Consider the following 21,900-nt stretch of genomic DNA (forward strand, 5'->3'; position numbering starts at 1 on the left):
TTTTACTCCGCGCCGCGCAATTGGTGGATATGTCCCACCAGTCCAGCAGTCGAGGCGTCGCGTTTTGCGGCAGTCTCCTTGCCTTCCACGACAGGCAGCAGGCCCGTCGCCAATTCCTTGCCAAGTTCGACACCCCACTGGTCGAACGAGTTGATGTTGAACAGCGTGCCCTCGACGAAGACGCGATGCTCGTAAAGCGCGATCAGACGGCCGAGCGTGCGCGGATCGAGCTTCTTGTAGAGGATCGTCACCGAAGGTCGGTTGCCCGAAAAAACGCGGTGCGGCGCGATGCGGTCGACATCGGCCGGCTTCATGCCCTTGGCCAGCATCTGCGCGCGCGCCTCCTCCAGCGTGCGGCCCTTCATGAAGGCTTCGGACTGCGCCAGGCAGTTGGCGAGCAGCAGATCATGGTGGTTCTTCAGCTCGGGCTCATGGCTGACAGCGGCGGCGAGGAACTCGACCGGGATGAAATCGGTGCCCTGGTGCAGAAGCTGGAAGAACGCATGCTGGCCATTGGTGCCGGGCTCGCCCCAGACCAGCGGGCCGGTCGGCGTGGCGACCGCGCCGCCGTCCAGCGTGACGCTCTTGCCGTTCGATTCCATGTCGAGCTGCTGCAGATAGGCCGGCAGGCGCGACAGGCGCTGGTCGTAAGGGATAACGGCGCGCGCCGGATATTTGCAGACGACCCGGTGCCACCAGCCGATCAGCCCCAGCAATGCCGGCAGGTTCTTTTGCAGGGGTGCTGAGCGGAAATGCTCGTCCATCTCATGCGCGCCGTCGAGGAAGGCGCGGAAGTTGCGCGGACCGATGGCGATCATCACCGGCAGGCCGATGGCGCTCCAGACCGAGTAGCGGCCGCCGACCCAGTCCCAGAAACCGAAGACGCGATCCTTTTCGATGCCGAACTTCGACACCAGGTCGAGCGCGGTCGAGACGGCGGCGAAATGCTTGCCGATCGCTTCCTTGCCCAGCGCCTTCTCCACCCATTTGCGCGCCGTCTCGGCATTGGTCATCGTCTCGACCGTGGTGAAGGTCTTGGAAGCGATGATGAACAGCGTCGTTTCGGGCGAAAGGCCCTTCAGCGTATCGTGGATATGGGCGCCGTCGACATTGGAGACGTAATGCGCACGCGGCCCGTCATGGTAGGGCGCCAGCGCCAGCGTGACCATCGCCGGTCCGAGGTCCGAGCCGCCGATGCCGATATTGACGACGTCGGTGATCTTCTTGCCGGTGGCGCCGGCCGCCTTGCCTGAGCGAATGTCGTCGGCGAAGGCGCCCATGGCATCGAGCACAGCAATTACATCGGCCTTGGTGTCCTGGCCATCCACCACCACGCCTTTGCCGGTCAGATTGCGCAGCGCCGTGTGCAGCACGGCGCGGCCTTCGGTGATGTTGATCTTCCTGCCTTCGAACATCGCGGCGCGGCGGCCTTCGAGATCGGCGGCGCCCGCAAGTTTCTCCAGCATCGCCATCGTGTCGGCGTCGACCGCGCATTTCGACCAGTCGAGTAGGAGGTCGCCATCGGTGGCGGAGAATTTCTCGAAGCGCCTGGGATCGGCGGCGAAGGCCTCGCGCATGCTGCCCTTGGCTGCGGCGCGCTGGGCGCGCAGGGCGGCAAGCTGCTTGTCGAAAGATGACTGATCCACTGGCGGGCTCCTGGCGGGTTTTTAGACCATTTTAACAGGCCGGATGTTTCCGGCGCGTGTCGGCGCGTCATTCTATTGAGCCGATTTCCATTTCGTTCAAGCGCGGCGATGACGCATCGCATCACGCTTTGATGATGCGCTGCAACACAGTTTCGGGAGCCAATGGATCACTGGCATAAATCCCAGCGATCAGAAAAATTGATTGGCGCAACCCCTTGTGCCACCCATACACTCGACTGGTCCAGCCAAGTGAAAACAGCTGGCCATCCGAGGAAGTTCTCCCATGCCACAGCGCAATGACACGGCCATATGGTCCGGCCTGTTCCGGATTTCGGCCGAATCCGGACAAACCCTCCAGGCACAGATCCGCCAGGCGATCGTCGCAGCCATCCTCGATCGCCAAATCGCCGCTTCGATGCCGCTGCCGTCCTGCCGGATTCTGGCGGAAAAACTTGGCGTTGCCCGCGGCACGGTGGTGCTCGCCTTCCAGCAGCTGGTCGACCAGGGCTTCCTGGTGGCGCGCGAGCGGCGCGGCCATTTCGTCAACCCTGACGTGCTGGCCACCCCCGCCAAGCCGCACCAGAAGGCGCCCGACCAGCAGAACGAGATCGACTGGAAGGCACGCCGGCAGATCGCTGCCAGCGACATGCCGCCGCCGGCCAAGCACGACAACTGGATCAAGTCTTCCTATCCATTCGTCTATGGCCAGTTCGACCCGGCGCTGTTCCCGACCGCCGAATGGCGCGAATGCAACCGCATGGCGCTCGCAGTGCTGGAGATCCGCAACTGGGCGTCCGACATGGTCGACCGCGACGATCCGCTGCTGATCGAGCAGATCCAGGCGCGGCTTTTGCCGCGGCGCGGCATCTTCGCCAATCCGGATGAGATCATCGTGACGCTGGGCGCGCAGAACGCGCTCTACATGCTCGCCTCGCTGCTGATGACCAAGGGCTCGAAGGTGGCTATGGAAGACCCCGGCTATCCGGATGCCCGCTCGATCTTCCGGCTGGCGGGCGCCGACATCCAGGCGGTTCCGGTCGATCAGTCGGGCATCGTGACCTCGGCGATCCCCGCAGATTCCGGCTTCGTCTTCGTCACACCCAGCCACCATTGCCCGACCATGGTGCCGCTTTCGGCCGAGCGGCGGCAGGATCTTTTGGCGCGGGCCAACCGCAACAACCAGATCATCATCGAGGACGGCTATGACAGCCAGCTTCTCGACGAGGCGCCGCAGCAGGCGCTGAAGAGCCTCGACCGCTCGGGCCGCGTCATCTATGTCGGCTCGATGTCGAAGACGCTGGCTCCTGGCTTGAGGCTTGGCTACATCGTCGCCTCGGCGGGGCTGATCGCCGAACTGCGCGCGTTGCGCCGCTTCATGCTCAGGCATCCGCCGGCGAACAACCAGCGCGCCGTTGCGCTCTTCCTGTCGCTCGGCCATCACGAGGCGCTGGTGCGCAGGCTCTCCGCCGCCTTCGACGAGCGGCGCAAGCGTCTGGTCCATGCGATTTCCGCTTTCCTGCCAGATTGGCGTTCGACCGACTCCGCGGGCGGCACATCGCTCTGGCTGGAGGGTCCGCGCGGCACCGATTCACGCGGCCTGGCCGAGGCGGCCGCTTCGCGCAGCGTCATCATCGAGCCCGGTGACCGGTTCTTCGACCGCAGCGAAAAGCCCTCTCGTTTCATGCGCTTGGGCATCTCCTCGATCTCGCTGCAGCACATCGAGCCCGGTATCCGGGAACTCGCCACGGCAGCCGGACGCCGGCCCGCTGCGGCCTGACCGCGGACAGATTTCTTAAAAAGGGAGCCGGCGCGTGCCGGCTCCCTTTTGTTTAGCGCGCGGTTTGCTTTAGCACTCTGGCATATTCGACGGGATAGGCTGGCTCATAGGCTGTACCAATGCCGGCGGCATAGTCGGAGGCCATAGGGGACGAGGCAGGCCGATGGTGGACCAACCGCCACGCACCCTGCCCCTGAAAGCTAAAGGTGGAGTGCCTCCCATGTCAGTGGCTCTTGAGAAGCAGGACGCGTCGTCGGACCAGCGTTCGCGGCGGTCCGGCGGGCGCGAAGCGCGCCGCGCGATGCGGGCGGCGCCGCTCGCGGACGACATCCGTCCGGTTCGGCCCGGCCTCGAAGGCGGCAGCTACGGGCCATTGAGCCAGAATGATCGCGAGCGCATCCACGAGGCGGTGCTGACGCTTCTGGAGACGGTGGGCTTCGCCAACGCCATCCCCTCCTGCATCGAGGCGCTGACCAGGGTCGGCGCGACCTATGGCGATGACGGCCGCATCCGCCTGCCGCGCGCGCTGGTGCTCGACACAATCAAGAAGGCCGCGCGCCACTTCACGCTCCACGGCCAGGACCCCAAGCACGACATGGTGATCCAGGGCAAGCGCGTGCATTACGGCACGGCGGGCGCCGCGGTGCATCTGGTCGATGTCGAGAAGCGCGAGTACCGCGAATCGCAATTGCAGGACATCTACGACGCCGCTCGCCTCGTCGACGGGCTCGACAACATCCATTTCTTCCAGCGCACCATGGTGCCGCGCGACATCCCCGATCCGCTCGAGATGGACTTCAACACGCTCTACGCCTGCGTGATGGGGACATCCAAGCATGTCGGCACTTCGTTCACGGTGCGCGAGAACGTCAAGCCGGCGCTGGAGATGCTTTATGCGATCGCCGGCGGCGAGGAGAATTTCCGGGCGCGGCCGTTCGTGTCCAACTCGAACTGCTTCGTCGTGCCGCCGATGAAATTCGCCGAGGATGCCTGCGGCGTGCTCGAAGCCTGCGTCGATGGCGGCATTCCGATCCTGCTGCTCTCGGCCGGCCAGGCCGGTGCCACGGCTCCCGCCGCGATTGCCGGCGCCGTCGTCCAGGCGGTGGCGGAGGTGCTGATGGGCCTGGTCTACGTCAACGCCATCAAGCCCGGCCATCCGGCGATCTTCGGCACCTGGCCGTTCGTCTCCGATCTTCGGACCGGCGCCATGTCCGGCGGCTCGGCCGAGCAGTCGGTGCTGACCGCGGCCTGCGCGCAGATGGCGCAATATTACGACCTGCCGGGCGGGTCTGCAGCCGGCATGACGGACTCGAAGCTGCCCGACATCCAGGCCGGCTACGAGAAGGGCATCACCAATGTCATGGCAGGGCTTTCCGGCCTCAACCTCGTCTACGAATCGGCCGGCATGCATGCCTCGCTGCTCGGCTTCTGCCTCGAAAGCCTGATCATCGACAACGACATGCTCGGCCACTGCCTGCGCTGCGTGCGCGGCATCGAGGTGACGGATGAGGCGCTGTCGATCGACACCATCACCGATGTCTGCCTCAAGGGTCCCGGCCACTACCTCGGCAACGAGCAGACGCTGAAGCTGATGCAGACCGAATATTTCTACCCCGCCGTCGGCGACCGTTTCTCGCCGAAGGAATGGAACGAAAAGGGCCGGCCAGACATCCTGCAACGGGCGATCGCCGAGAAGAAGCGTGTGCTGGCCGAGCGTTTTCCGCGCCATGTGTCGCGCATTCTCGATGACAAGCTGCGTGCCCGCTTCGGCGAGATGATCAAGCTGCCGCGCAACAGGATGGGCGGCTAGAACCTTACTCCGCACTCAACCCGTAGCGCTCGACGACTTCGGCGTTGATCAGCTTCGCGTGCAGCGTCATCAGCACGATCTGGGCATCGAAGCTGTCGCCGGCTTCGAGCGCGGCCTCGATGCGGCGCTCGGCTTCCAGCGTCGGCTCTCTGCCATTGGCCTGCTCGAACACCTCCGGTCCGGCGACGCAATAGCTGCAAAGCTGCGCCACCGATTGATAGGCCTGAAGCGGCGGCTCGTCCGGCCAGCGGTCGTTCATCAAATTGACGATGGTGAGTTTAACTCCCTCTGGCACCAAGGCCGGATGCAGGTCCGCCTGGCGCAGGGCGTCGTCGAGTTGGCGCAGGTCGCCGGAGCGGCCGAACATACCGAGGAAGCCGAGTGAAGAGCGCCGTTTCGCCATGGATTGCCGCTCCTTCGTAGGACCGCCGAGATCGGGCTTATCTGTAGACGCCCCGCGGCCGAAACAAGGGCCATGACAAAGGGCGGCCCGCCGGATAGCGGACCGCCCTTCGATTTTCGCCGTGCTCTGAATTCAGTGGTTGTCGCGCGGCACGCCGCTGGTATGCGCGACGTCCTGGTACTTCACCGCCGGCTTCAGCACCATGCCGGCCGAGAACTGGTCGACCATGCCGCGCTGGATCTCCTGCCAAGGCGTCTGGTGCTTGGGATAGTGATAGCCGCCATTGCCCTGCAGCTCGGCCTGCCGCCTGGCGATCTCCTCGTCGCTGACGAGGATGTTGGCCGTGCCCTTCTTCAGGTCGATGCGGACGCGGTCGCCGGTCTTGAGCAGTGCCAGGCCGCCGCCGACGGCGGCTTCCGGCGAGGCGTTGAGGATCGACGGTGAGCCGGACGTGCCGGACTGGCGACCGTCGCCGATGCAGGCCAGCGAATGGATGCCCTTCTTGATAAGGTAGGCCGGCGGCTGCATGTTGACCACCTCGGCGCCGCCCGGATAACCGACCGGACCGGCGCCGCGCATGAACAGGATGGTGTGCTCGTCGATGCCCTGCGCCGGATCGTCGATGCGGGCGTGGTAATCCTCCGGGCCGTCGAAGACCATGGCGTTGCCTTCGAAGGCCTCGGGGTCGTTCGGGTTGGAGAGATAACGCTCGCGGAATTCCGGCGAGATGCCGCTGGTTTTCATGATCGCGGAATCGAACAGATTGCCCTTGAGATTGATGAAGCCGGCATTGGCCTTGAGCGGCTTGGCGGCGCTGCTGATCACATCCGGGTTCTCGTTGGCGGCATCCCTGCAATTGTCGCCCATGGTCTTGCCGTTGACGGTGATCGCATCGGGGTGCGGCAGCAGGCCGCCCTTCATCAGCTCGGCCACCACCGCCGGCACGCCGCCGGCATGGTGATAGTCCTCGCCGAGATATTCGCCCGTCGGCTGCAAGTTGACCAGGAGCGGAATGTTGAGGCCGACATTCTGCCAGTCGTCATTGTCGAGCGGCACGCCGAGATGACGGGCAATGGCGTTGAGGTGGATCGGCGCGTTGGTCGAGCCGCCGATGGCCGAGTTGACGACGATGGCGTTTTCGAAGGCCTTGCGGGTCATGATGTCGGACGGCTTCAGGTCCTCATGCACCATCTCGACAATGCGCCTGCCCGTCTCGTAGCCCATCTGGCCGCGCTCGCGATAGGGCGCGGGGATGGCGGCCGAGCCCGGCAGCTGCATGCCGAGCGCCTCGGCCAGCGAGTTCATCGTGGTGGCGGTGCCCATGGTGTTGCAATAGCCGGTCGACGGCGCCGAGGAGGCGACGATGTCCATGAACTCGTCATAGTCGATCTCGCCCGCCGACAGCCGTTGGCGCGATTCCCAGACGATGGTGCCGGAACCCGTGCGCTTGCCCTTGTGCCAGCCGTTGAGCATCGGACCGACCGAAAACGCGATCGCCGGAATGTTGACGGTGGCCGCCGCCATCAGCAGCGCGGGCGTGGTCTTGTCACAGCCGATGGTGAGCACGACGCCATCGATCGGATAGCCGTAAAGCACCTCGACCAGGCTGAGATAGGCGAGGTTGCGGTCGAGCGCCGCGGTCGGGCGCTTGCCGGTCTCCTGGATCGGATGGCACGGGAACTCGAACGGGATGCCGCCCATGGACACGATGCCTTCGCGCACGCGCTTGGCGAGCTCGAGATGGTGACGATTGCAGGGCGAGAGATCGGAGCCGGTCTGGGCGATGCCGATCAGCGGCTTGCCCGACATCAGCTCGGCGCGCGTCAGCCCGTAATTCAGGTAACGCTCGAGATAGAGCGCCGTCATGCCCGGATTGTCGGGATTGTCGAACCACTCCTGCGAGCGAAATTTCTTCTTCTTGGTGGGGGCGCCTGCCATCGTGGTCTCCGTATTTGTATGACAAATCGATATGCCAATGCGCTCATGCAGGCAAGAGGTACAAGCGCCGCGACCCCGCACTTTGGTGCGATAGACAGATAAAGGGCCGCGCGCTACGACCAATGGGCATCAGCAATGCGGGAGGTCTTGATGGCTTTGGTGATCGAAGGCGAGGAACGCATCGCCGCACCTGTCGAGAAAGTGTGGAAAGCCCTCAACGACCCGGGCATCCTCAAGGAGGCCATTCCCGGCTGCCAGAGCCTGGAGAAGAAATCGGACACCGAGATGGCCGCGACGGTGGTGCTGAAGATCGGGCCGATCAAGGCGACCTTCAACGGCGAGGTCACATTGAAGAACCTCAAGCCGCCGCATTCCTACACCATCCGGGGCGAAGGCAAGGGCGGCATTGCCGGTTTCGCCAAGGGCGGCGCCGACGTGACGCTGACCGCCGACGGCGCGGACACGACAGTGCTCAAATACGCAGCCAAGGCCGATGTCGGCGGCAAGATCGCCCAGCTCGGCAGCCGGCTGATCGAATCGACCTCGAAGAAGCTCGCCGGGCAGTTCTTCACGACGTTCGGCAACAGGGTGGGGAACGGCTGAGCCGTCCCTACTCGAACACGATCGAGGGTACGGCGGCTTCCGCCGCGCCGCGTTCCTCCTGAACCCTCTCCCAGACCCTCGAGGCGATGTCGCGATAGATCTTCGCCTCGGCGCCGTCGGGCTTCGAAACCACGACCGGGGCGCCGGCGTCCGAACTCTCGCGAATGCCCATTTCGAGCGGCACTTCGCCCAGGAAGGTGACGCCGAGCCGTTCAGCCTCGCGGCGCGCGCCGCCATGGCCGAAAATATCGTAGCGTTTGCCGGTGTCGGGCGCGAGGAAATAGCTCATGTTCTCGACGATACCGAGCAGCGGCACGTCGACCTTCTTGAACATGTTGAGGCCCTTGCGGGCGTCGATCAGCGCCAGATCCTGCGGCGTCGAAACGATAACGGCGCCGGCGAGCGGCACCTGCTGCGCCATGGTGAGCTGGGCGTCGCCGGTGCCGGGCGGCATGTCGACGACCAGTATGTCGAGCGCGCCCCACTCGACCTCGCGCAGCATCTGCGTCAGCGCCGACATCACCATCGGGCCGCGCCAGATCATCGGCGTCTCCTCGTCGACGAGGAAGCCCATCGACATCACCTTGAGGCCGTAATTCTGCATCGGCCTCAGGATCTTGCCGTCAACGGTCTGCGGCCGGCCGTGGATGTTGAGCAGCCTCGGCATCGACGGTCCGTAGATGTCGGCATCGAGCACGCCGACCTTCAGGCCGTTCGCGGCAAGGCCGAGCGCCAGGTTGACGGCGGTGGTCGATTTGCCGACGCCGCCCTTGCCGGACGCGACGGCGATGATCGCATCGATGCCGGGCACGCCGCGCTTGCCGTGGCTGTGCGAAGCGGGCGCCTGCGGGGCGGAACGCTGCGGAGCGGGCCGTTGCGCCGGGCGCGGCGGAACCGGCGCTTCCATGCCGCCGCCTTTCTTCTCGGCCGTCAACGCGACAACGGCGTTGGCGACACCGGGAATGGCTTTGACGGTGCGTTCGGCGGCGGCGCGCAGCGGCTCCAGTTCCTGCGCGCGGGCGGCGGGAACGGTGATCGAGAAGAACACCTTGGAATCGGCGATGAAAATTTCGGAGACCAGGCCGAGGTCGACGATATTGCCGGTGAAATCCGGCCCGTTGACCGTCTTCAGGTGCTCGATGACGGTTTCCTTGGTGACGGTCATGATCTTTCCTCGGGGTTTGGCATTCCAGATAGTGCAGTTCTCGGAGAGAACCAAGCCGTGGAGCAATGGCTCTTCCGATGTGCCTCGGAAATCGACGGATGGTGTCGGCTTGCCGACCGGCCGAAACCGGTTTCAGGCTCGGTCATAGATAAACGGGGCGCCCGCGCTATTTCGATTGCCATCAACATCGGCACGACAACCGTCAAAGGAGACAGTCATGCTCGAAAACAGCAACGCAACGGCCAATCTCGCGGTCAAGGACCTGGAGAAGGCAAAGGCCTTCTATGAAGGAACGCTCGGCCTCAAGCAGGTCGACGACATGGCCGGCGAGCTGATCGTCTACAAAAGCGGCGACACGGTCATCAATGTCTATCATTCGCAATTCGCCGGCACCAACAAGGCGACGGCGGTGACCTGGGCGGTCGGCGGCCAGATCGAGCCCATCGTCAAGTCCCTGAAGTCGAAGGGCGTCAGCTTCGAGCACTACGAAATGCCCGGCCTGACCCTCGAGGGCGATATTCATGTCGGCTACGACATGAAAGTCGCCTGGTTCAAGGATCCGGACGGCAACATTCTAAATCTCGTGGGCAAATAGCTTCGCCCGCAGAAGCAGGCAGGCCGCATCATCCGGCCAGCCTCGTGGCGAAATAGGTGAGCGCGGAAATCCCTGCCGTCGCCGGCAAAGTGATCACCCATGCGACGACGATGTTGCCGGCTATGCCCCAGCGCACAGCCGAGACGCGGCGGGCGGCGCCCACGCCGATGATGGCGCCGGTGATGGTGTGGGTGGTCGACACCGGGACGCCGAGCCAGGTAGCCGCGAACAGGGTGATGGCGCCGCCGGTCTCGGCGCAAAAACCCTGCATCGGGTTCAGCCGAGTGATCTTCGAGCCCATCGTGTGAACGATGCGCCAACCACCGAGCAGCGTACCCAGCGCCAGTGCCGATTGGCAGGTGATGACCACCCAAAGCGGCACGTAGAAGGTCTGGCCGAGCATGCCTTGCGAATAGAGCAGCACGGCGATGATGCCCATGGTCTTTTGCGCGTCGTTGCCGCCGTGGCCCAGTGAATAGAGCGAGGCCGAGAAGAACTGAAGCACGCGGAAGGCGTTGTCGACGGCGAATGGGGTCTGGCGCACGAACAGCCAGGAAACGACGAGGACAAGGACGAGCGCCAGCGCGAAACCGGTTGCCGGCGAGAGCACGATCGCCGCGACCGTCTTGCCTAGCCCGGACCAGACGATGGCCCCCAGGCCGGCCTTGGCGACGCCGGCGCCGACGAGACCGCCGATCAGCGCGTGCGAACTGCTCGACGGAATGCCCGCGATCCAGGTGACGATATTCCAGACGATGGCGCCGACCAGCGCGGCAAAGATCACCGCCGGCGTCACGATCTCGGCGTTGACAATGCCTTTGCCCACAGTCTCGGCGACATGCAGGCCGAAGAACAGGAAGGCGATGAAATTGAAGAACGCCGCCCAGAACACCGCATAGTGCGGCCTGAGCACGCGGGTGGAAACGATAGTCGCGATCGAGTTGGCGGCGTCGTGCAGGCCGTTGAGGAAATCGAAGAACAGCGCGACGGCGACGAGGCCGATCAGCAGGGAAAAGGCGATGCTGGCGTCCATCGCCTATACGTTCTCGATCACGATGCCGCTGATCTCATTGGCGACGTCCTCGAAACGGTCGACCACCTTTTCCAGCTCACCATAGATTTCGCTGCCGATGAGATAGGCCATGGGATCGCTGCGGCCATGCCGCTTGAAGAGGTCCTTCAGACCCTGCTCGTGCAGATCGTCAGCCCGCCCTTCGACGCGCATGACCTCCTCGGCGATGGCGTTCAGCCGTACCGTGTTTGCCCCAACCTTGCCGAGCAGCGGGATCGCCTCCGCGATCAGCCGGGCGGCTTGGACGATGATACCGCCCATCTCCTGCATCAGCGGATCGAATTCCTTCTTCTCGAACAGCTTCACGGTCTTGACCGTCTTGTGCATCATGTCGATGGCGTCATCCATGGACTGGATCAGGTCTTTGATGTCGCCGCGGTCGAACGGGGTGATGAACGAGCGCCTGACGGCAAGCAGCACCTCCGCGGTGATGCCGTCCGCTTCGTCCTCGAGATCGACGACCTTCTGACACCAACGGTCGGTGTCCTTGCCCTGGAGAAGCTGCTCGAGCGCCTCGGCGCCGCCAACCACCGTGCGCGAATGCCGTTCGAACAGGTCGAAGAAGCGATCCTCGCGCGGCAACAGCTTGCGAAACCAACCCAGCATGTCATCCTCCCTGCTTCCGCCTATCCCACATAACGCCTTGCGCGGCGCGGGAAAACAGATAGCCGGCTCAAAAATGTGGACGATGCGGCCTTCAAGCGCTTCTTGCGAAGCAAGGCAATTTCCCCGACTTTGGGGGAACGCCGAGACCGGATGACATGATCGACAAGCTGGAATTCTTCATCGCTTTAGCCAAGGAAGAGCATTTCGGCCGGGCGGCGGAGATGTGCGGCGTCACCCAACCGACGTTGTCGGCCGGCATCAAGCAACTGGAGGAGCAACTCGGCGTCATGCTTGTGCTGCGCGGCTCGCGTTTCCAGGGGCTGACGCCGGAAGGCAAGCAGGTGCTGGGATGGGCGCGCCGCATCGTCGGCGATTCGAGGGCGATGCGGGAGGAGATGCGGGCGGCGCGGCGCGGTTTGTCCGGCCGCATTCGCATCGCGGCGGTCCCCACCGCTTTGGCCATGGTGGCGCGGCTTACAACCCCGTTCCGCGAGAAGCATCCGGGCGTCACCTTCTCGGTGCTGTCGCGCACCTCGATCGAGGTGCTGACACTGCTCGGCAATCTCGATATCGATGCCGGCATCACTTATCTCGACAACGAGCCTCTCGGCCGGGTGACCAGCGTGCCGCTCTATGACGAGCGCTACCAGCTGATCACGGCGATCGGAAACCCCTATTCCGACCGCGACAAAGTGTCGTGGGCCGAGATCAGCCAGCTGCCGCTCTGCCTTCTGACGCCGGATATGCAGAACCGCCGCATCATCGACCAGCATCTGGCGGAAGCGGGCGTCCAGGTGTGGCCGACGCTGGAATCCAACTCGATGATCGTCTTGTTCTCACATATCCGGACCGGCAAATGGTCGTCGATCATGCCGCTTAACCTTGCGGAAACATTCGGCTTTTCCGAACCGATCCGGGCCATTCCGATCGTCGAGCCGGATGCCAGCCACACGGTGGGGCTGGTGGCGGCACCGCGCGAGCCGCATACGCCGCTGGTGCAGGCGCTGCTGGACGAGGCAATGGCGCTGGCAGACGATTTCCGCGCCCACCGCTAGGTTAGACAATGCGGACCGATCGTCTTTGATAGAAATTTTCTATCGATCGACGGGACGGCTTTATTGATCTCGGGGGTTTCCTCTGATTTCGTAAGGACTTAGCGATATTGCGTCCTGTGTATGTCGTTGCCCCAAAACCGCTCTATATTTGGGGTGACATACATTAGGTCGCCAACGACCAGGGAGGGCGCTGCATGCCGATGCAGCCTGCAAGTACCGAGATCGCGTCGCGCACGGCGGCGATCGTCAATGAGTTGAAGGGCCTCGAAGGCCCCTTGCTGCCGATCCTCCATGAACTCCAGGAAGAGTTCGGCCATGTGCCGCAGGCCGCCCTGCCGGTTATTGCCGACGGGCTGAACCTGTCCAGGGCCGAAGTCCACGGCGTCGTCACGTTCTATCATGATTTCCGCGCCCGGCCGGCCGGCCGGCATGTCTTGAAGCTCTGCCAGGCGGAAGCCTGCCAGTCGATGGGTTCGGAGGCGGTCGCCGCCAAGGTCAAGCAGTTGCTCGGCATCGATTTCCACGAGACCGCCCGCGACGGATCGGTTACACTGGAGCCGGTCTATTGCCTCGGGCTTTGCGCCTGCTCGCCATCGGCAATGCTGGACGGCGAAGTGATCGGCCGGCTCGATGACGAGAAGATCGAAGAGATTGTCGCGGAGGTGCGTTCATGATCCCGCGCATCTATATTCCCGCGGATTCCGGCGCGCTGGCGCTTGGCGCCGAAAAGGTCGCCAAAGCGATCGAGAAGGAGCTCAAGGAGCGCGGCGTCGAAGCCAAGATCGTGCGCAACGGCTCACGCGGCGCCTATTTCCTGGAGCCGATGGTCGAGGTGGCGACAGCCGAGGGTCGCGTCGCCTACGGGCCGGTGAAGCCATCTGACGTCAAAAGCCTGTTCGACAGCGGCTTCCTCAAGGGCGGCCCGCACAAGCGCTGGCTCGGCGCACCCGACAAGATTCCCTTCCTCGCCAAGCAGACCCGGCTGACCTTCGCGCGCTGCGGCGTCATCGATCCGCTGTCGCTCGACAGCTACAAGTCGCATAGCGGGCTGAGCGGCCTGCAGAATGCTGTGGCGATGGCGCCCCCCGACATCGTGAAACAGGTGACCGAATCCGGCCTGCGCGGCCGCGGCGGCGCCGGCTTCCCGACCGGCATCAAGTGGAAGACGGTGCTGGATACCAAATCCGACCAAAAATACATCGTCTGCAACGCCGACGAGGGCGACAGCGCCACTTTCGCCGACCGCATGATCATGGAAGGCGATCCCTTCGTGCTGATCGAAGGCATGGCGATCGCCGGCATCGCCACCGGCGCGACCAAGGGTTTCGTCTATATCCGCTCGGAATATCCGCATGCGGTGGCGACGATGAACAAGGCCGTCGCGATCGCCCGCAAGGCCGGCGTGCTCGGCGCCAATGTGCTCGGCTCGCCCAATGCCTTCGACATGGAGATCCGCGTCGGCGCCGGCGCTTATGTCTGCGGCGAGGAAACCTCGCTGTTGAACAGCCTTGAAGGCAAGCGCGGCGTGGTGCGCGCCAAGCCGCCGCTGCCGGCGATTCAAGGCTTGTTCGGCAAGCCGACGGTGATCAACAACGTCATTTCGCTGGCCTCGGTGCCGATCATCATGGACAAGGGCGCCGCATACTACAAAGATTTCGGCATGGGCCGCTCGCGCGGCACGATCCCGATCCAGATCGCCGGCAACGTCAAGCATGGCGGGCTGTTCGAAACCGCCTTCGGCCTGACGCTGGGCGAGATCGTCGACAAGATCGGCGGCGGCACGGCTTCGGGACGTCCGGTGAAGGCGGTGCAGGTCGGCGGCCCGCTCGGCGCCTATTTCCCGCGCACGCTGTTCGACACGCCGTTCGACTACGAAGCCTTCGCCGCCAAGGACGGGCTGATCGGCCATGCCGGCATCACTGTGTTCGACGACACCGCCGACATGATGAAGCAGGCGCGCTTCGCCATGGAATTCTGCGCCATCGAAAGCTGCGGCAAGTGCACGCCCTGCCGCATCGGCTCGACGCGCGGCATGGAGGTTCTCGACAAGGTCGCGGCCGGCATCGAAGCGGAGAAGAACCTCGCTCTGGTCACCGACCTCTGCAACACGATGAAGTTCGGATCGCTCTGTGCGCTGGGCGGCTTCACGCCTTACCCGGTGATGAGCTCGATCACGCATTTCCCCGAGGATTTCAAGCCGGCGCCGGCGCGCGTGGCTGCCGAATAGGAGCTGGCAGATGAACATCAAAGCCGACTTCCCGACACTCATCGAAGAAATCGACTACGGAACGCCGGAGTCGAAAGCGACGAAGCAGGTCACGCTGACGGTCGACGGGCAAAGCATCACCGTGCCGGAAGGTACATCGATCATGCGCGCGGCGATGGAAGGCGGGGTCGAGATCCCGAAGCTTTGCGCCACCGACATGCTGGACTCCTTCGGCTCCTGCCGCGTCTGCCTGGTCGAGATCGAAGGCCGCGCCGGCACGCCGGCCTCCTGCACGACGCCTGTTGCCGAAGGCATCGTGGTGCGCACGCAGTCGGACCGGCTCGACGCCATCCGCCGCGGCGTCATGGAGCTCTACGTCTCCGACCACCCGACCGGCTGGAACGAGAAGGCCGGCACCGGCGCCAGCGAATTCGACGCGGTGGCGAAGTCGGTCGGGCTCTCCGAGAACCGCTACGGCGTCGAAGGCCGCAATCACGTCAAGGAAGAGAACGGCGTCGCGCCCGGCCATGGCTCGCTGGCGGTCGATTATATCGCCCGCGACGAATCCAATCCTTATTTCACCTACGACCCTGCACAATGCATCGTCTGCTCGCGCTGCGTGCGGGCCTGCGAGGAGGTGCAGGGCACCTTCGCGCTGACCATCGAGGGTCGCGGCTTCGAGTCGCGCATGGTCGCCGGCATGCATGAGGACTTCATCGCTTCCGAATGCGTGTCCTGCGGCGCCTGCGTTCAGGCCTGCCCGACCGATGCGCTGCGTGAGAAGACGGTGCTCGAGAAGGGCATGCCGGAGCGCTCGGCCGTCACCACCTGTGCCTATTGCGGCGTCGGCTGCTCGTTCAAGGCCGAAGTCAAGGGTGACGAGGTCATCCGCATGATGCCCTACAAGGACGGCAAGGCGAACCACGGCCATTCCTGCGTCAAGGGCCGTTTCGCTTATGGCTACGCCACCCATAAGGACCGCATCCTGTCGCCGATGATCCGCGAGAAGATTTCCGATCCGTGGCGCGAAGTGAGCTGGGAAGAGGCGATCGCCCATACTGCCAAGGAGTTCCGCCGCATCCAGTATCAGTATGGACGCAGCGCCATCGGCGGCATCACCTCCTCGCGCTGCACGAATGAGGAGACCTATCTCGTCCAGAAGCTGGTGCGGCAGGGCTTCCGCAACAACAATGTCGATACCTGCGCGCGCGTCTGCCATTCGCCGACGGGCTACGGCCTCGGCCAGACCTACGGCACCTCGGCCGGCACGCAGGATTTCGACTCGGTCGAATTCACCGATGTCGCCGTCATCATCGGCGCCAACCCCGTCTCCGCCCACCCGGTGTTCGCCTCGCGGCTGAAGAAGCGGCTGCGTCAGGGCGCCAAGCTGATCGTCATCGATCCGCGCCGGACCGAGATGGTGAAATCGGCGCATGTCGAAGCGGACTATCACCTGCCGCTCAAGCCCGGCACCAACGTGGCGGTGCTGACGGCGCTGGCGCATGTCGTCGTCACCGAGGGCCTGTTCAACGAAGCCTTCATCCGCGAACGCTGCGATTGGGCCGAGTTCCAGGACTGGGCGTCCTTCGTCGCTTTGCCGGAGAACAGCCCCGAAACCGTCGGCAAGCTTTCCGGCGTCGATCCGGAGCTGATCCGGGGTGCCGCGCGCCTCTACGCCAAGGGCGGCAATGGCGCGATCTACTACGGCCTCGGCGTCACCGAACACAGCCAGGGCTCGACCACGGTGATGGCGATCGCCAACCTCGCCATGGCCACCGGCAATATCGGCCGGCCAGGCGTCGGCGTGAACCCGCTGCGCGGCCAGAACAACGTGCAGGGCTCCTGCGACATGGGCTCCTTCCCGCATGAGCTGCCCGGCTATCGCCACATCTCCGGCGAGGCCGTGCGCGACATCTATGAGAGCCTGTGGGGCGTGAAGCTGGACGAAGAACCCGGCCTGCGCATCCCCAACATGCTGGATGCCGCCGTCGACGGTTCCTTCAAGGGCATCTACATCCAGGGCGAGGACATCCTGCAGTCCGACCCCGACACCAAGCATGTCGCCGCAGGGCTGGCCGCGATGGAATGCGTCGTGGTGCACGACCTGTTCCTCAACGAGACGGCGAACTACGCGCATGTCTTCCTGCCAGGCTCGACCTTCCTCGAGAAGGACGGCACCTTCACCAATGCCGAGCGCCGCATCAACATGGTGCGCAAGGTGCTGGAGCCGAAGGCGGGCTATGCCGACTGGGAGGCGACGCAGGAGCTTGCCCGCGCCATCGGGCTCGACTGGAACTACACGCATCCGTCTGAGATCATGGACGAGATCGCCAAGACGACGCCGAGCTTCGCCGGCGTGTCGTTCGAACTGCTCGACCGCGTCGGATCGGTGCAATGGCCGTGCAACGAGAAGGCGCCGCTCGGCACGCCGATCATGCATGTCGGCGGCTTCGTGCGCGGCAAGGGCAAGTTCATCCGCACCGAATATGTGGCGACCGACGAACGGACAGGTCCGCGTTATCCGCTGCTGCTCACCACCGGGCGGATTCTCTCGCAGTACAATGTCGGCGCGCAGACCAGGCGCACCGAGAATGTCGCGTGGCATGCCGAGGACCGGCTGGAGATCCACCCGCACGACGCCGAGAACCGCGGCATCCGCGACGGCGACTGGGTGCGGCTGGCGAGCCGTTCCGGCGAGACCACGCTGCGCGCGCTGATCACCGACCGCGTGTCGCCGGGCGTCGTCTACACGACCTTCCACCACCCGGACACGCAGGCCAACGTGATCACGACCGACTTCTCGGACTGGGCGACCAACTGTCCGGAGTACAAGGTCACCGCCGTGCAGGTGGCGCCGTCCAACGGCCCGACCGAGTGGCAGACGGAGTATAACGAGCAGGCGCGCCAGAGCCGCCGCATCGCCCCGCTGCAGGCGGCGGAGTAGTTTGTGTCGAGGCAAGAGCTTCAATCTTGACGGCTGATCGACCCCCACTCCGTCGAGCTTCGCTCGACACCTCTCCCCCGATCGACGGGGGAGAGGAAAGCGCGCGTACGACAGGCTCCCTTCCTCTCCCTCCGGAGGGGGGAGAGGTGGCGCTGCGAAGCAGCGACGGAGTGGGGGATGGCCTGGGAGAGCAATCGCCCGTTGAAGCAAGACGCTTCCTAAGTGAAATGGCCGGCAGGCCAAAGGTTGGCGCCTCGTGACCCGCCCTCCTGTCTCTCAGATCTCTCGTCTCGCGCATCGCGCCGGCGGCACCGCGGCCGCGAACCGCATGGTGCCGGAGGAGACGCCGGTGGCGTTCTCCTATGCCGGCACCACCCATGCGGTGATGATGGCGAGCCCCGCCGATTTCGAGGATTTCGCGCTCGGCTTCTCTTTGACCGAAGGCATCGTTGCCGACCCGAAAGAGATCGAGGCGATCGAAGTCGAGGATCTCGGCGCCGGCATCGACATCCAGATCCGTCTGAAAGACAAGGCCAACACGCGCTTCCAGGCGCGGCGGCGTCGGCTTGCCGGGCCGGTCGGCTGCGGCTTATGCGGCATCGAATCCATAGAGGAAGCGATGCGCTCGGTCGACGCGGTCGGTTCGTCCAAGCTTACGCTTGATGCCGAGGACGTGACCCGTTCGGTCAAGCTTCTGTCGAAGCTGCAGCCGCTGCACACTGAGACCGGCGCAGTGCATGCCGCAGGCTTCTATGTTCCCGGCAAGGGCATCGTGATGGCGCGCGAGGATGTCGGCCGCCACAATGCCCTGGACAAGCTCGCCGGCGCGCTGGCGAAAGCCGGCATCGACGGCGCGAGCGGCGCCGTCGTGGTGACCTCGCGCGTGTCGGTGGAGATGGTGCAGAAGACGGCTGCCATCGGCGCCCCGATCATCATGGCCGTCTCGGCGCCGACGGCGCTGGCCATCCGCACGGCCAAGGCCGCCGGCATGACGCTGGTGGCGCTGGTGCGCGGCGACGATTTCGATATTTTCACCCACCCGGACCGGGTGGCTTCCGGAGTTGCCAAGCATGTCGCATGACGAAGAACACATCGCCAGCACCAAGGAAAAGCTGGTGCGCATGGCCAATCAGATCGCCACCTTCTTCCATTCGAAGCCGCGCGAAGAAGGCATCGCCGGCGTTGCCGAGCACATCAACAAGTTCTGGGAGCCCAGGATGCGGCGGCAGTTCTTCGAGCTGCTGGACGGCGACCCGGAGGATTTCGACGAACTGGTGATCGCAGCCTCTGCCAAGATCAAGCGTCCGCTGACGCCGGAACAGGCCGACAAGAGCCTCGGCTATGCCAAACCCGCTGAAGCCGGGAGCACCGCTCCGCACAAATAGGAGCTGCCGCGTCCCTTGGCGCCAAAGGTCTTATATTCCCGCTCTCTAAAGTTTTGCTGCCGCCGACGGCCTGCTTCTGCTATGGTCGCCGACAGGAAATCGTCTGGCCGGGCGGGACAGTGGCGTGAGGCCGATCGAGACCAGGTACGCCCGTAGCGGGGACGTGCGGATCGCCTATCAGGTGATCGGCCAGGGTGCGTTCGATCTCGTCTTCGTGCCGGGCTTCATCTCCAATCTTGATCTGCAGTGGGAGGACGAAGGCTACAGCCGTCTGTTGAAACGGCTCTCGGCCTTCTCGCGGCTGATCCTGTTCGACAAACGCGGCACCGGGCTTTCCGACCGCGTCGATACCCATCACCTGCCCAGCCTAGAGACCCGGATGGACGACGTGCGCGCGGTCATGGACGCCGCCGGCAGCGGCCGCGCGGCGATCCTCGGTGCCTCGGAAGGAGCGCCGATGGCGATGCTGTTTGCGGCCACCTATCCGGAGCGGACGCGGACTTTGGTGCTCTATGGCGGCTATGCGCATTTCCACAAATGGGTGATGCCGCCGGAGCGCCTGGAAGCCTTCATCGAAACGGCGGAGATATCGTGGGGTACCGGTGCGACCCTGCCCAACTTTGCTCCGGGCCGGGTGGACGATCCTCACTTCTCCCGGTGGTGGGCACGATTCGAGCGGCTGTCGGCCAGCCCGACGGCCGCTGCCGCGCTGGCGCGCATGAATGCGGGGATCGACGTGCGCGGGATCCTCCCGGCGATCAGCGCGCCGACGCTCCTCATCCATCGCCGCAACGACGCGCGCGTCGACCCGGAGGCCAGCCGCTTCCTCGCCAGGAAGATCCACGACGCCCGGCTGGTCGAGATACCCGGACGCGACCATCCGATCTGGACCGGGGACGTCGACCGGGTGGCCGACCTGGTCGAGGAGTTCCTGACCGGCCAGCCGGCGGTGGCCGACACCGAGCGCGTGCTCGCCGCGCTGCTGGTGACGCGCATCTACGACACGGCCAAGCTCGGCGACCGGATGTGGAACGAGCGGAGCCAGCGCTTCCAGGAGACATGGCGGCTGCTGGTCGGCCGCCATGGCGGGCGCGTCACCGGCACGCATGGCGAGCTGATGATCTCGCGCTTCGACGGACCGGCGCGCGCCATACGCTGCGCGGCGGCCCTGCGCGACGCGGCGCATCAGATCGGCGTTGCGAGCGCGCAAGGGGTGCATGTAGGCGAGATCGAAATGCGCGGCGCGCCGGTCGGGCTGACAGCGCGGGTGACCATGCAACTCGCCACCCATGCCGGACGCGGCGACATCCTCGCCTCCAGGTTGGTCTCCGAACTCGCGGTAGGTTCCGGCCTGCATTTCGTCGATGCCGGGCGCATCAGTCTCGACGAACTGGGCGAACCGCTGCCGGTGGTTCAGGCAACGTCGGAACAGCATCTGGAACCAGCCTGCCGCCCCAAATCCAGGCCGGCAGAGCCGGCCGCGCTAACGGCGCGGGAAAGCGAGGTGGTGAACCTGATCGCCGGCGGCATGAGCAACGCGGCGATCGCCGCCGAACTGAAGCTCAGCGAGCATACGGTCAAGCGGCACGTCGCCAACATACTGCTCAAGCTCGACCTGCCGTCGCGGGCTGCCGCGGCGGCTTTCTCGGCAAGGCAAGCTGGCCCGGACGGGCCATGAGAGCCATGGCGCTTTCGGGCGAAGCGGCTCTGCGGGCTGGAGCGCTATGAATTCTCTCCATGCAGGCCGGAAAAGGACCTGCCAACGGAGGATGAAATGGAGAAGTCGAAGCTCAAATCCCTGGTGATCGTGGCGAGCATTGGCGCGCTGTTCACCATTGTTCCCGCGAAGGCCGAGGACGCTACCGCGACCGCCGCCTACAAGGACATCCAGGCCACGCTCGGCACGGTGCCCGACATGTTCAAGACGCTGCCGGATGTTGCGGTCGCCGGCGCCTGGGCCGAGATCAAGGGTGTGCAGCTCAATCCGAACACCGCCCTTAACGGCAAGACCAAGGAACTGATGGGCCTTGCGGTGGCCTCGCAGATTCCCTGCCAGTACTGCATCTATTTCCACACGCTGGCGGCCAAGGCCAACGGCGCGAGCGATGAGGAGATCAAGGAGGCCATAGCGATGGCGGCGATCGTGCGCCACTGGTCGACCATGCTCAACGGCAGCCAGGTCGACCTCGCCACCTTCAAGAAGCAGACCGACGACCTGTTTGCCGCCGTCAAGGCCAAATCGCAGTGAAACGCAACGCCGCCCCGGCATTCGCGCCGGGCGGCGCCTCAATCGAACGCCCGGTCAGACGGACACATGGAGGATGAAATGCTGACCAAGACCCAAACAGTGGACGGCGCGGCGATCAAGAAGGCGATCGAAGGCCGTGACGGCAAGCTGCTGGCGAGTTTCTATAACGACGATGCGCTGGTGCGGGTGATCGACCGCAACAATCCGCCGAGCAAGCCGCGCGAAATCCGCGGCCGTGCGGCGATCAGCACCTTCTGGGACGACATCTGCAGCCGGGCGATGACCCATAAGGTCGACACCACCATCGCCGAGGGCGACAGCCTCGCCTTCACCCAGGCCTGCGTCTATCCGGACGGCACGAAGGTGTTCTGCGCGGCGATGCTGGAGCTGAAGAACGGCCGCATCGCCCGGCAGACGGTCGTGCAGGCGTGGGACGAGTAGATCAAC

19 protein-coding genes are annotated in these 21,900 nt (G+C 64.6%); 13 read left to right on the forward strand and 6 right to left on the reverse strand.

Going from position 1 to position 21,900, the window contains the following annotated elements:
* Positions 1 to 2: 2 nt before the first annotated feature.
* Positions 3 to 1,646 (reverse strand): glucose-6-phosphate isomerase, encoded by a 1,644-nt coding sequence (pgi, locus tag EJ070_RS05675; protein WP_126090447.1) that lies wholly within the window; start codon positions 1,644 to 1,646, stop codon positions 3 to 5.
* 283 nt (positions 1,647 to 1,929) lie between these two features.
* Here pgi and EJ070_RS05680 point away from each other — a divergent pair, with 283 nt between their 5' ends.
* Entirely contained in the window at positions 1,930 to 3,423 is a 1,494-nt protein-coding gene (locus EJ070_RS05680; RefSeq protein WP_126090448.1) for a PLP-dependent aminotransferase family protein, read from the forward strand.
* A 220-nt stretch (positions 3,424 to 3,643) separates the two neighbouring features.
* Positions 3,644 to 5,233: a trimethylamine methyltransferase family protein gene (locus EJ070_RS05685; RefSeq protein WP_126090449.1), complete on the forward strand. Its 1,590-nt coding sequence runs from the start codon at positions 3,644 to 3,646 to the stop codon at positions 5,231 to 5,233.
* A gap of 4 nt (positions 5,234 to 5,237) precedes the next feature.
* On the opposite strand, the gene EJ070_RS05690 is transcribed toward EJ070_RS05685, so the two are convergent.
* Both EJ070_RS05690 and EJ070_RS05695 read right to left on the reverse strand, forming a co-directional pair.
* Positions 5,238 to 5,636 carry a hypothetical protein gene (locus EJ070_RS05690; RefSeq protein ID WP_126090450.1) on the reverse strand — a complete coding sequence of 133 codons (399 nt, stop codon included), beginning with the start codon at positions 5,634 to 5,636 and terminating at the stop codon, positions 5,238 to 5,240.
* Positions 5,637 to 5,768: 132 nt separating this feature from the next.
* Positions 5,769 to 7,574 carry an IlvD/Edd family dehydratase gene (locus tag EJ070_RS05695; protein WP_126090451.1) on the reverse strand — a complete coding sequence of 602 codons (1,806 nt, stop codon included), beginning with the start codon at positions 7,572 to 7,574 and terminating at the stop codon, positions 5,769 to 5,771.
* Positions 7,575 to 7,724: 150 nt separating this feature from the next.
* Here EJ070_RS05695 and EJ070_RS05700 point away from each other — a divergent pair, with 150 nt between their 5' ends.
* The gene (locus EJ070_RS05700) at positions 7,725 to 8,177 is read left to right on the forward strand and encodes a carbon monoxide dehydrogenase subunit G (RefSeq protein WP_126090452.1); all 453 of its coding nucleotides are present in this window, start codon (positions 7,725 to 7,727) and stop codon (positions 8,175 to 8,177) included.
* 7 nt (positions 8,178 to 8,184) lie between these two features.
* On the opposite strand, the gene EJ070_RS05705 is transcribed toward EJ070_RS05700, so the two are convergent.
* Positions 8,185 to 9,345, reverse strand: a complete 1,161-nt coding sequence (locus tag EJ070_RS05705; RefSeq protein ID WP_281059663.1) for an Mrp/NBP35 family ATP-binding protein — start codon at positions 9,343 to 9,345, stop codon at positions 8,185 to 8,187.
* Positions 9,346 to 9,559: 214 nt separating this feature from the next.
* On the opposite strand from EJ070_RS05705, the gene EJ070_RS05710 reads away from it, so the two are divergent.
* Positions 9,560 to 9,937 carry a VOC family protein gene (locus EJ070_RS05710; protein WP_126090454.1) on the forward strand — a complete coding sequence of 126 codons (378 nt, stop codon included), beginning with the start codon at positions 9,560 to 9,562 and terminating at the stop codon, positions 9,935 to 9,937.
* 28 nt (positions 9,938 to 9,965) lie between these two features.
* Here EJ070_RS05710 and EJ070_RS05715 read toward each other — a convergent pair whose 3' ends face one another.
* Together EJ070_RS05715 and EJ070_RS05720 are read right to left on the reverse strand one after the other, a co-directional pair.
* Positions 9,966 to 10,970, reverse strand: a complete 1,005-nt coding sequence (locus tag EJ070_RS05715; RefSeq protein WP_126090455.1) for an inorganic phosphate transporter — start codon at positions 10,968 to 10,970, stop codon at positions 9,966 to 9,968.
* Positions 10,971 to 10,973: 3 nt separating this feature from the next.
* Entirely contained in the window at positions 10,974 to 11,615 is a 642-nt protein-coding gene (locus EJ070_RS05720) for a DUF47 domain-containing protein (protein WP_126090456.1), read from the reverse strand.
* Between the two features lie 155 nt (positions 11,616 to 11,770).
* Between EJ070_RS05720 and EJ070_RS05725 the strand changes: the two genes are divergently transcribed.
* The 9 genes from EJ070_RS05725 to EJ070_RS05770 all read left to right on the forward strand — a co-directional run bounded on the left by EJ070_RS05725 (position 11,771) and on the right by EJ070_RS05770 (position 21,894).
* Positions 11,771 to 12,670, forward strand: a complete 900-nt coding sequence (locus tag EJ070_RS05725; RefSeq protein ID WP_126090457.1) for a LysR family transcriptional regulator — start codon at positions 11,771 to 11,773, stop codon at positions 12,668 to 12,670.
* A gap of 194 nt (positions 12,671 to 12,864) precedes the next feature.
* Positions 12,865 to 13,344: a formate dehydrogenase subunit gamma gene (locus EJ070_RS05730; protein WP_126090458.1), complete on the forward strand. Its 480-nt coding sequence runs from the start codon at positions 12,865 to 12,867 to the stop codon at positions 13,342 to 13,344.
* Complete coding sequence (locus tag EJ070_RS05735; RefSeq protein ID WP_126090459.1) at positions 13,341 to 14,897, forward strand: NADH-quinone oxidoreductase subunit NuoF; 1,557 nt, start codon at positions 13,341 to 13,343, stop codon at positions 14,895 to 14,897. The genes EJ070_RS05730 and EJ070_RS05735 overlap by 4 nt, the downstream gene beginning before the upstream one ends.
* Positions 14,898 to 14,907: 10 nt before the next feature.
* Positions 14,908 to 17,820, forward strand: coding sequence for a formate dehydrogenase subunit alpha (fdhF, locus tag EJ070_RS05740; protein WP_126090460.1), 2,913 nt, complete (start codon positions 14,908 to 14,910; stop codon positions 17,818 to 17,820).
* A gap of 256 nt (positions 17,821 to 18,076) precedes the next feature.
* Positions 18,077 to 18,901 (forward strand): formate dehydrogenase accessory sulfurtransferase FdhD, encoded by an 825-nt coding sequence (gene fdhD, locus EJ070_RS05750; protein ID WP_126090461.1) that lies wholly within the window; start codon positions 18,077 to 18,079, stop codon positions 18,899 to 18,901.
* Entirely contained in the window at positions 18,891 to 19,205 is a 315-nt protein-coding gene (locus tag EJ070_RS05755; protein WP_126090462.1) for a formate dehydrogenase subunit delta, read from the forward strand. The genes fdhD and EJ070_RS05755 overlap by 11 nt, the downstream gene beginning before the upstream one ends.
* 124 nt (positions 19,206 to 19,329) lie before the next feature.
* The gene (locus tag EJ070_RS05760) at positions 19,330 to 20,883 is read left to right on the forward strand and encodes an alpha/beta fold hydrolase (RefSeq protein ID WP_126090463.1); all 1,554 of its coding nucleotides are present in this window, start codon (positions 19,330 to 19,332) and stop codon (positions 20,881 to 20,883) included.
* Positions 20,884 to 20,979: 96 nt separating this feature from the next.
* Complete coding sequence (locus EJ070_RS05765; RefSeq protein WP_126090464.1) at positions 20,980 to 21,453, forward strand: carboxymuconolactone decarboxylase family protein; 474 nt, start codon at positions 20,980 to 20,982, stop codon at positions 21,451 to 21,453.
* Positions 21,454 to 21,531: 78 nt separating this feature from the next.
* A complete protein-coding gene (locus EJ070_RS05770) occupies positions 21,532 to 21,894 on the forward strand; it encodes a nuclear transport factor 2 family protein (RefSeq protein WP_126090465.1) in 363 nt (120 codons plus the stop codon).
* Positions 21,895 to 21,900: the final 6 nt, after the last annotated feature.

This window comes from Mesorhizobium sp. M1E.F.Ca.ET.045.02.1.1 (genome assembly GCF_003952485.1).
Classification (GTDB): Bacteria; Pseudomonadota; Alphaproteobacteria; order Rhizobiales; family Rhizobiaceae; genus Mesorhizobium.